Here is an 8,325-nt window from a genome sequence, read left to right as displayed (position 1 = left end):
TCAGTCAGACTCCTGGTATACAAGCGGTTCAAGACTTTTCTGCACCACTAAGCTGCACCACTAAGCCTAAAAACATTTAAATTTATTTGTGTTGATGCAATATTGGCATAATTGGAAGACTTTTTGAAGTCCAATTTTTTGATATATTATCAACTCGTAATCTAACTTGAAAACCTTGAAAGGGCGGATTTAAACCGTAATCGGAAGTAATAGACCTTACAAAATCTTCTATTTGCTTCTTTTTATTAATTGTAACAATTTGGCGTTTTTCAGGATAAACAGATGCAGAAAAAGTGAAAATTAACCAAGCTTTATTCCAAATAAACACTCCTAGTTTTTCTGTTAAAAGACGTATTGTTCGTTTTTCATCAGGACGAAATCGAGTTTCATCTAAACGAGAAATATAAATTAAGGCATCAACTGTATCAAAATTAATGCTAGATTTAATTAAATCTAAATATTTTCTATCACAGTCTATATCATCTTCTGCTAGACCAGGTGTATCAATAAGACAAATATCACCTAAAGGACTATTATAAGCATGATGTTGAACTATTTTTGTACAAGCTTCATATTTTGAAGTTTCAGCAATATATTGCCCAAAAACTGAATTGATAAAGCTAGATTTACCAACACCAGTACGTCCTACCAAAACAAATTTACGCATTTTTACGATCTAGCTCTAACCAGAGTCCTACTACAGTACCAAGCAACCCACCAACTACTATTCCTCCTGGCCCAAGTATTTGTCCAACAACTGCTCCACCATAAGCAAGTCCTCCAATCAAACCCTTATTAATTTTCTTTTTAACCTCAGCTTTTTGTTGCTCATTCAGACTAATCCTTGCTTCACCTGTCGATGTACTCAAACTATCTTTCATTGCGGCTGCCAATGGCAATGAACCAGATTCAGACACTCTTACAAAAACTTTTGTAAAAAACTCCCCAAGCCATTGCTTACCATCTGGTGTAGTTTGATTATTATTATCAACGGCAACAGATGGAATTGTATTAGCTATATCTTCTCCTGCATACTTAGCTATTTCCCGCTTAATTAACTCGGTTCTTTTATCTAAAGCTTCTTGATATCTTGAAGCAGGAACAGAATTTGCAAAAGTAAAAACAATTACAGCATATTCCCATCCTTTTGCGCCAAATGTTTCTGAAACTAACTTAATACCTCGTTTTTCATCATTTGTCACTCTGGTTTCATCAAGACGGCTTACAAACCACATTGAGTCCATTTGAGGTATTTTTGCTCTCATAAGATTTAGATATTCTTGATCATTGCCAACTTCTTCTAAATCATCACAAAGACCAGGAGTATCTATGATTAACAACTTAGTGCCTTTTTCTTCATATTCATATGATTCAATCGACATCGTAGTTGGCTCATAATTGCCAACCTTAGCAACTTCCCTACCTAAAAGTGAATTTACAGTGCTAGATTTTCCAACTCCTGTACGACCTACTAATACAAAAACAATCTTTTTATCAATTATTCTTGTAAGCTTACGTTTTAATCCACTGCTAATAAATGGTAATTTATCAATTTCCTGAGTAAGCTTTTCTATAGGCTCGATTTCACTACGCTTTTCATATATACGCATAAGCACAAGTTCGATACCAAACTTGGCCAGAATATCTGTAAGTGTTCCAGTAATTCCAAGAACTGCAATACCTCCCAGCATACCCGCTGGGCCACCAAGGATTGCTAAGGCTGATGTTATGGCAGCAGCACCTGTAAGACCTGTAGTAGCCATCACAACTACAAGTATTACGCCTGGTAATCCCATAGCAGCTACTTTTCTAATAACTTCTTCCATAAAACAAGACTTCTTATAACGAGTAAGTGAGCTTTACTATACGTATTGTTCCCTGAAAATATTAGTTTTATAGCTAACTCAGTAGTGTTTTAGTGAAGTTTTAATATTGGCATTGTTGTAGCAATTATGAAAAGCTGTATTCGGTGTTTGGCAATGATCAATGCCACTTTAGTGCTTCAAACCTAAAAAATCCAAAATTTTACAAGCTGTAACTCAGTCTGGACAAGACTTTGGGCGTTTATCTAAATTTTTTAGCGTACAAAAAAACCAAATTGGCACGATGACCCCAATTTACGATCGCTATTTTTTAGACTGCTGCTCGCTCGGTCAAAGTATCATATAAAGCAAAGCTAATAATTTTTTTCAGCACAAAAGCGTCATTCTCCTTAATTAAATCCCCAGTACAAACGACTGGCAGCCTCTGGTGATAAGCAGTCCGAGCCTGATTGTATTCAGATTCACTCAGAGAAAGGTAAATTTGACGTGGCTTGCCCACAACAAAGCCCATAATTGTGACATTGCTGGGATGATTTCGTTCTGCTAGTCTAATCACCATCCCCTGGATTTCAGTATTTGGGATTGTTGTAATTAAATCGCTCAAAATGTCTAACTGAGAGCGTTCTTCAACTGTTTCTAGAATTGCCAAAATTTCAGCCATCCGCAGCGCATAAGACCTGATAGAAGGATTGAGAGGTAAGGTAATATCAAATTCCTCACCAAAATCACTTGCTTTAATCCAAACAGATTCTTTGTTGTCAACCTGACTTTCTTGATACCATCCCTGTGCTTGGAGATAGGATGTTAATATCTGAGGGTCTAAATTTGAGAGAATATCCGGGTCACGCACGGTAACTATCATATTGGTTCTCCTCTAGCAATTCGTTGCATGAGAGCTTGCAAAACTTCAACACTGAAAATATTTTCACGGGGTAAATACACAGTGACAGTGGTTTGATTTTCAGTTGGTGGTTGACCGCGTATTGACACCCAGTAAGCACAACGTTTCAAGCACATCTCAGTTTCCGATTGTTGTAGCCAATCTTCTTGTAAATCAGGAACCAAGACCACGACTAACAACAGGGGGTCATCGTCGGGATTGTCGTTTCTTAATTCATCATAATTTTTTATTTCCAGAGGAATTTTCACCCCGTCACTTACTAGTAATTTTTGGGAAGTACATTTGACTTGCAAATCAATCCGAGTTCGCCGTCTAGAACCCGGTGAGGCAATTCCTGTAATGGTTACATCAACTCCCACTAAATCTAATGGTCTGGGTGCTATTTGGAATGAATAACCCGCAGCCGAAGCGACGGCATTGATGTAAGCATAGCTAAATTCCTCTTTCTGGGTATTAATGTACATTCAATTTCTTTATTCTAGGTTCTTTATTCTAGATTCTTGATTCTGGATTCAATATTATTGAGTGTTTCGCGCAAACTCTCTTCGGAATCAATTTCTGACCACATAACGGGCATAGCTCTGAATAACTCCAGGGCAGCCTGTACCCAAACTTCTTTGGGGATTTTTGCTCCGTGCTGTCGCTTACCTTTTTTCAGCAGGTCATTTAACCAGTCGTTCAACTCAAGAGGTAAGCGCAGGTTTACCGCTTCTCTTTCTGATTTATTCAAGAATATAGATTCTTGATTCTTGTTTATAGAATCTTTATTATTGCTTGTAGATTCTTGATTCTTGTTTATAGAATCTTGAATATTTTCTACTTCAGCAAGCGGTTGAGTTTCCACTTCAGTTTTGCTGAAAATGCTTTGCGCTAAAGGATTACCACCCAACGCCGAACGCGACGATTTCCCTTTATTTACTGGCATTTATATACCTCATCCACTAATTGACTATACGCCTTTGCACCCGCACTCTCTTTGTCGTAATCAAAGATAGATTGTCCGTGCGAAGGTGCTTCCCGAATCCGCACTGATTCAGGAATTACACTAGTGAACATCTTGTCGCCAAAATGATTCGTGAGTGCATCAAATACTTCTTTACTGAGATTGTTCCTGCGATCGTACCGAGTCGCCAGCACACCTGCAATCTTGATGGGATGCTCTAGTTGTTCTCGCACTAAAGTTAAGGCACGTTCAATTCCCTGAACACCTAACAGTCCCAAGTAGCTCATGTCTACGGGAATTAGTACCGCATCGCTTGCCATCAGCGCGTTAATGGAAAAAACCCCAATGTTTGGGGGACAATCTATGAGAACGAAATCATATTTATCTAAGATTGGTGCGATCGCTTTTTTGAGCAGCAGTTCTCTCCCTGGACGACCTGATATGGGGATTTCTTCTTCTGCAAGAAAAATATTTGATGGCAACACATCTACACCGCTATCGGTTGAAACCACCACTTGCTCTAGCGGTGTTTTGTGCTGCAAAACATCTTTTAACTGGACATCAATCTGCCAAATGGGGATTCCTAACGCAGCGCTGGCATTTCCTTGAGGGTCAATATCAACAATCAGCACTCGCTGCTTTTTAAACTTGACCAAACCAACAGCCAAGTTGTAAACGGTGGTCGATTTTGCCACCCCCCCTTTCATATTGAAAATAGCTATTTTTCTGGTCACACTTGCTTTTGCCGTTTTTATACTTTACGAGCCTCATTATATATTCTAGATTCTAGATTATTGAATATTTTTTCTTTAATCTTGATTATTTCTATTACCTTGCTCAAAATGGCGTAGAGTGCTGTGCCGGAGGCAATCACCCGACATAGATTTAAATCAATGCCAAGAAGTAATATTGAGAAATTTACTTATGGTGTTTGGCAGAAGTAAGAAAAAAAGTAAGAAAATTTTTGTTTGGTTAACTGAAAAGCTTGATAGATAAAGCTTAGAGGTAACCATTACCTCGCACCCTTCTTGCGCGGTCGGGGCTAGCAGTGTAAATTTAGAGGATTTTTTTATTTAGGATAAACATGAATCTATTAATCACAATCGGGCTGGCAAAGTATTTATTTTTTGTTCCATAGTTGACAGAGTGTAACCCCAAAGGTTACACTAAAGATGCTATCGTAAGGAACATGATTAAAAACTTCAAACACAAAGGGCTTAAAAAACTTTTTGAAGATGATGATAGGAGTGGTGTTCAGCCGGAATATGCAGAGAAATTATTGGATATTCTTGACCGACTTGACGCATCAGTTGATGTTCAAGATATGAGATACCCTGGTTCTAGACTTCACCAATTGAAAGGAAATAGAGAAGGGGTATGGTCGGTTACGGTGTCGGGGAATTGGCGTATAACGTTTAAGTTTGAAGATGGAGATGCTGACTCAGTAGATTACGAGGACTATCACTAGAGTTGAGAATGGTAATGAAAAGAAAGCCGAGACACCCAGGCGCTTTAATTAAACGTCAATATTTAGAACCACTAAATATGACTAATACGAAGCTGGCTGAAATATTGGATGTATCGCGGAAAACAGTATCCGAAATTATTAATGAGCAAGCTGGGATTTCGCCTAACATGGCACTTCGTTTGGCGAAAGCCTTTCAAACTACCCCCGAACTTTGGTTAAATCTTCAGCAGAAATATGACCTTTGGAATGCTGTACAAGAAATTGAAACTTTAGAAGCAGTATCTCCAATTGATATTCCTGTCATGTCAGATTAACGTAATGCTTCTCACAAGTCTGGTATGTCAAAAAAGGTTTGTTAAAAACTGTCATAGGGATGAAACTGCACAAATATTAAGAATAGAAAAAGCGAACATCTAGTGTAAGAAGTGCGATCGCGCTTAGATCTGATTCGTAAAGAAAATCTTAAGGACACGCAATTCTTTGCTGGGTATAGCTTTCGGAGGATAAAGCCTTGATATGCTCAAATTTCTGAAACCATTACCATACAAAGATTTTGCTTGAGTTTACAAATTAGCTCTTAATCTCTTGGGCTTGGTTCCGCACTAACTCTAATGTCGTTATACACCAGTTTTCTGCCCAAGCAGCGATCGCTCTCCTTTAATTAATTATTTATTGCTTTGTGTTTGAGTTGTCTGGGTTATCAGGTTTACCATTTTTCTTTTGCTCCACTACGCCTATTTGGGCAGCTTGAACAAAAAGCTTTGCCAAAGGTATCAAGTGAACACCTTGCGGGTCATGCTTCACTGTCAGAGTAAATGCAGCTACCAAACCTATCGCATAGGCTGTCCATTTTGATAGGCGAGAGAAGGTCTGGTCAAACTTGGAAACATCGTTGCAATTGCCAGACTTTTTAGTTCCGTTAGTGTTCATGGGTATGATGGAAGTGAAATCTAATTTAACGTCGCCTGGGTGACTCCAGGCTTTTTCCTGCAATCAGGATGTCATCATTCTGCCAAAGCCCTCAAACCCTTGTCGTTACTGTAAAGTCAGCTAAAATTACGAAAAAATAAGCTAAAATTACGAAAAAGTTTGTAGCTGCAAAAATATTTATTTCACTGACTAATGAATCTGGAAGAAGCCCTAAAGGTTGCTGATGAAGCGGTATTTAATAAGACAGATAACTACCTAACTGATATACAAAAGCGTATACTTCAGGAATGTTGGAACAAGAAAACGTATGAAGAAATAGCTAAAGCTAGCGGTTATAGTTCTTCGTATATTAAAAACGAAGGCAATGAATTATGGAAACTTCTTACAGATGCGTTGGGTGAAAAAGTCAGTAAAAGTAATTTCCGAGCAGCATTAGAACGCTACCAACGACGTTTTCACAAGTCCGCAGAAAATTCTGTACCACAAACCAAGTCACTTAGCCAAACTTGCAACTCAGAAATAGAAATAGATGTCTTGGTGCAAGAGGTACGAAAAAAGGTAAGACCTTACTACGAAAAACGGTACGGCATTCTCAAAGTTTTAGGAATGCGTGAACCTGTCAATATGGAATCGGTCTATACAGCAGTTCGATTTTTGAATGATGAAGCCATCCATAGTTTTGAATCTATCGAAAATTTAGAACAATTTTATCGCCAAGCTAATAGCCGCAAGTTTCAAGCTCAAGATAAAGGTAAACAAGAAGGGATTAAAGTTGCTAACGAAAAGCAATATTTGATGGTGCTTGGTGGCCCAGGTGTAGGAAAGTCTACATTTCTGCGAAAGATGGGATTAGAGGCACTCAAAGTTCAAGAAGGAGGATTTAACCATGACTGTATCCCTGTATTTATAGAGTTGAAAAGATTTCAAGAGAGAGATATCAATATAAAAAATTTTATTGTAAAAGAATTTAGTATTTGTGAAATATCCGAGCCAGAAAAATTTACAACTAAAGCCTTAGAGGAAGGCAAGCTACTAGTTTTGCTGGATGGTTTGGATGAAGTTTCAACAAAAAAATCAACCAATGTTATTAATCACATTCAAGATTTTGTTGATATTTACAATAAAAATCGCTTCATTGCGTCCTGTAGGGTAGCAGCCTATCGCCACAATTTTCGACAGTTTACTGATGTGGCAATAGCAGATTTTGATGACATTCAAATTGAAAATTTTATTGACAATTGGTTCAGTCTTGAACCAATTGTAGGTAAAGGTTGCTGGGAAAAACTCAAAAGCCACGAATATACTGCTGCTAAAGAATTAACTCAAACACCTTTATTACTGACTTTGGTGTGTTTGCTCTATCAGCGTTCTAGAAAAATTCCCACTAATCGAGCGACTCTCTATGAAAGAGCATTGAGAGTTTTATTAGAAGAATGGGCTGGTGAAAAAGGCATTTTTCAGGAAGATATTTATAAGGGATTGGATACCAAACGCAAGGAAATAATGCTTTCTGAAATTGCTCATGATGCCTTTCAAGAAGACCGTTTATTTTTACCGCGACGAGAAATTGCCGACAAAATTGAGAAACTACTAGCAGAAATGCTACCGGATGAAAAATTTATCAACGGGGTAGATGTTCTCAAATCTATTGAACTACAACACGGGGTATTAGTAGAACGTGCTGGTAGTGTTTACTCTTTCTCGCATTTAACATTACAGGAATATTTAACAGCACAATATATTGATGACCATCGCCAAATTGAGAAATTAGTTACTGAACACCTAACAGATGAACGTTGGAAGGAAGTGTTTTTATTAGTAGCTGGTTTAATGCGGGCTAGTGCAGATGATTTGCTGTTGTTGATGGAAAAAGAAGCGCAACAGTACATTAACATACCGAAGCTGCAAGCTTTATTAAACTGGGCAGAACAGGCAACAACTGGATCTGCTGGGAATTTTAAACCTGTCGAGAAACGTGCAATTGCGCTCGCAATCGCTGATGTCGAAGCTCATATCAGCATTTACGCCATCATGATCGCCAACGCCGACACCATCCCTCTGCCCAACGCCATCGCTATCGCCATCACTAACGCGAACGCTTATGCTAACCCCTATGCTTATGCTATCCCCAAAGCCAACAGCATTGCTATTACTCACGTTCTCGCAAACACTCGTCAGCTTGAAGAATTAAGCATATTTAACAATCTTAGATCTTGCACCTGGAAATATGAATGTCAAAACCTTGACTACGTGCGAGAGG

Annotated in this window: 10 protein-coding genes; 3 read left to right on the top strand and 7 right to left on the bottom strand. The window is 38.3% G+C overall.

Annotation, left to right across the window (positions count from 1 at the left end; genetic code table 11):
• Positions 1–82: 82 nt before the first annotated feature.
• The 6 genes from ACM0OS_RS27455 to ACM0OS_RS27430 all read right to left on the bottom strand — a co-directional run bounded on the left by ACM0OS_RS27455 (position 83) and on the right by ACM0OS_RS27430 (position 4,401).
• Positions 83–667 (bottom strand): GTPase, encoded by a 585-nt coding sequence (locus ACM0OS_RS27455; RefSeq protein WP_414546344.1) that lies wholly within the window; start codon positions 665–667, stop codon positions 83–85.
• Complete coding sequence (locus ACM0OS_RS27450) at positions 660–1,826, bottom strand: GTPase (RefSeq protein WP_414546343.1); 1,167 nt, start codon at positions 1,824–1,826, stop codon at positions 660–662. Before ACM0OS_RS27450 ends, ACM0OS_RS27455 begins: the two co-directional genes overlap by 8 nt.
• Before the next feature lie 307 nt (positions 1,827–2,133).
• Positions 2,134–2,685, bottom strand: coding sequence for a hypothetical protein (locus ACM0OS_RS27445; RefSeq protein ID WP_414546342.1), 552 nt, complete (start codon positions 2,683–2,685; stop codon positions 2,134–2,136).
• Complete coding sequence (locus ACM0OS_RS27440; protein WP_414546341.1) at positions 2,682–3,188, bottom strand: DUF4365 domain-containing protein; 507 nt, start codon at positions 3,186–3,188, stop codon at positions 2,682–2,684. The genes ACM0OS_RS27445 and ACM0OS_RS27440 overlap by 4 nt, the downstream gene beginning before the upstream one ends.
• Before the next feature lie 23 nt (positions 3,189–3,211).
• Entirely contained in the window at positions 3,212–3,649 is a 438-nt protein-coding gene (locus ACM0OS_RS27435; RefSeq protein WP_414546340.1) for a hypothetical protein, read from the bottom strand.
• Positions 3,640–4,401: a ParA family protein gene (locus ACM0OS_RS27430; protein WP_414546339.1), complete on the bottom strand. Its 762-nt coding sequence runs from the start codon at positions 4,399–4,401 to the stop codon at positions 3,640–3,642. Before ACM0OS_RS27430 ends, ACM0OS_RS27435 begins: the two co-directional genes overlap by 10 nt.
• 455 nt (positions 4,402–4,856) lie before the next feature.
• On the opposite strand from ACM0OS_RS27430, the gene ACM0OS_RS27425 reads away from it, so the two are divergent.
• Positions 4,857–5,135, top strand: a complete 279-nt coding sequence (locus ACM0OS_RS27425; RefSeq protein ID WP_414546338.1) for a type II toxin-antitoxin system RelE/ParE family toxin — start codon at positions 4,857–4,859, stop codon at positions 5,133–5,135.
• 14 nt (positions 5,136–5,149) lie between these two features.
• Positions 5,150–5,449 carry a HigA family addiction module antitoxin gene (locus ACM0OS_RS27420; protein ID WP_414546337.1) on the top strand — a complete coding sequence of 100 codons (300 nt, stop codon included), beginning with the start codon at positions 5,150–5,152 and terminating at the stop codon, positions 5,447–5,449.
• A gap of 355 nt (positions 5,450–5,804) precedes the next feature.
• Here the strand turns inward: ACM0OS_RS27420 and ACM0OS_RS27415 are convergent, their stop codons facing one another.
• Positions 5,805–6,128, bottom strand: a complete 324-nt coding sequence (locus ACM0OS_RS27415; protein ID WP_414546336.1) for a hypothetical protein — start codon at positions 6,126–6,128, stop codon at positions 5,805–5,807.
• A gap of 129 nt (positions 6,129–6,257) precedes the next feature.
• On the opposite strand from ACM0OS_RS27415, the gene ACM0OS_RS27410 reads away from it, so the two are divergent.
• Positions 6,258–8,325 (top strand): NACHT domain-containing protein (locus ACM0OS_RS27410; RefSeq protein ID WP_414546335.1); only part of this gene is annotated, 2,068 nt, incomplete at its 3' end.

This window comes from Nostoc sp. CCY0012, from assembly GCF_963920855.1.
Classification (GTDB): domain Bacteria; phylum Cyanobacteriota; class Cyanobacteriia; order Cyanobacteriales; family Nostocaceae; genus Cyanocohniella.
Note: the sequence above shows the minus strand (reverse complement) of the source record. Positions and strands in the feature narration are given on the sequence as shown.

Bases quoted from the DNA above. Each gene is read 5' to 3' on its own strand.
- ACM0OS_RS27455 (WP_414546344.1), bottom strand. From the start codon at position 667: ATGCGTAAATTTGTTTTGGTAGGACGTACTGGTGTTGGTAAATCTAGC.
- ACM0OS_RS27450 (WP_414546343.1), bottom strand. From the start codon at position 1,826: ATGGAAGAAGTTATTAGAAAAGTAGCTGCTATGGGATTACCAGGCGTA.
- ACM0OS_RS27445 (WP_414546342.1), bottom strand. From the start codon at position 2,685: ATGATAGTTACCGTGCGTGACCCGGATATTCTCTCAAATTTAGACCCT.
- ACM0OS_RS27440 (WP_414546341.1), bottom strand. From the start codon at position 3,188: ATGTACATTAATACCCAGAAAGAGGAATTTAGCTATGCTTACATCAAT.
- ACM0OS_RS27435 (WP_414546340.1), bottom strand. From the start codon at position 3,649: ATGCCAGTAAATAAAGGGAAATCGTCGCGTTCGGCGTTGGGTGGTAAT.
- ACM0OS_RS27425 (WP_414546338.1), top strand. From the start codon at position 4,857: ATGATTAAAAACTTCAAACACAAAGGGCTTAAAAAACTTTTTGAAGAT.
- ACM0OS_RS27420 (WP_414546337.1), top strand. From the start codon at position 5,150: ATGAAAAGAAAGCCGAGACACCCAGGCGCTTTAATTAAACGTCAATAT.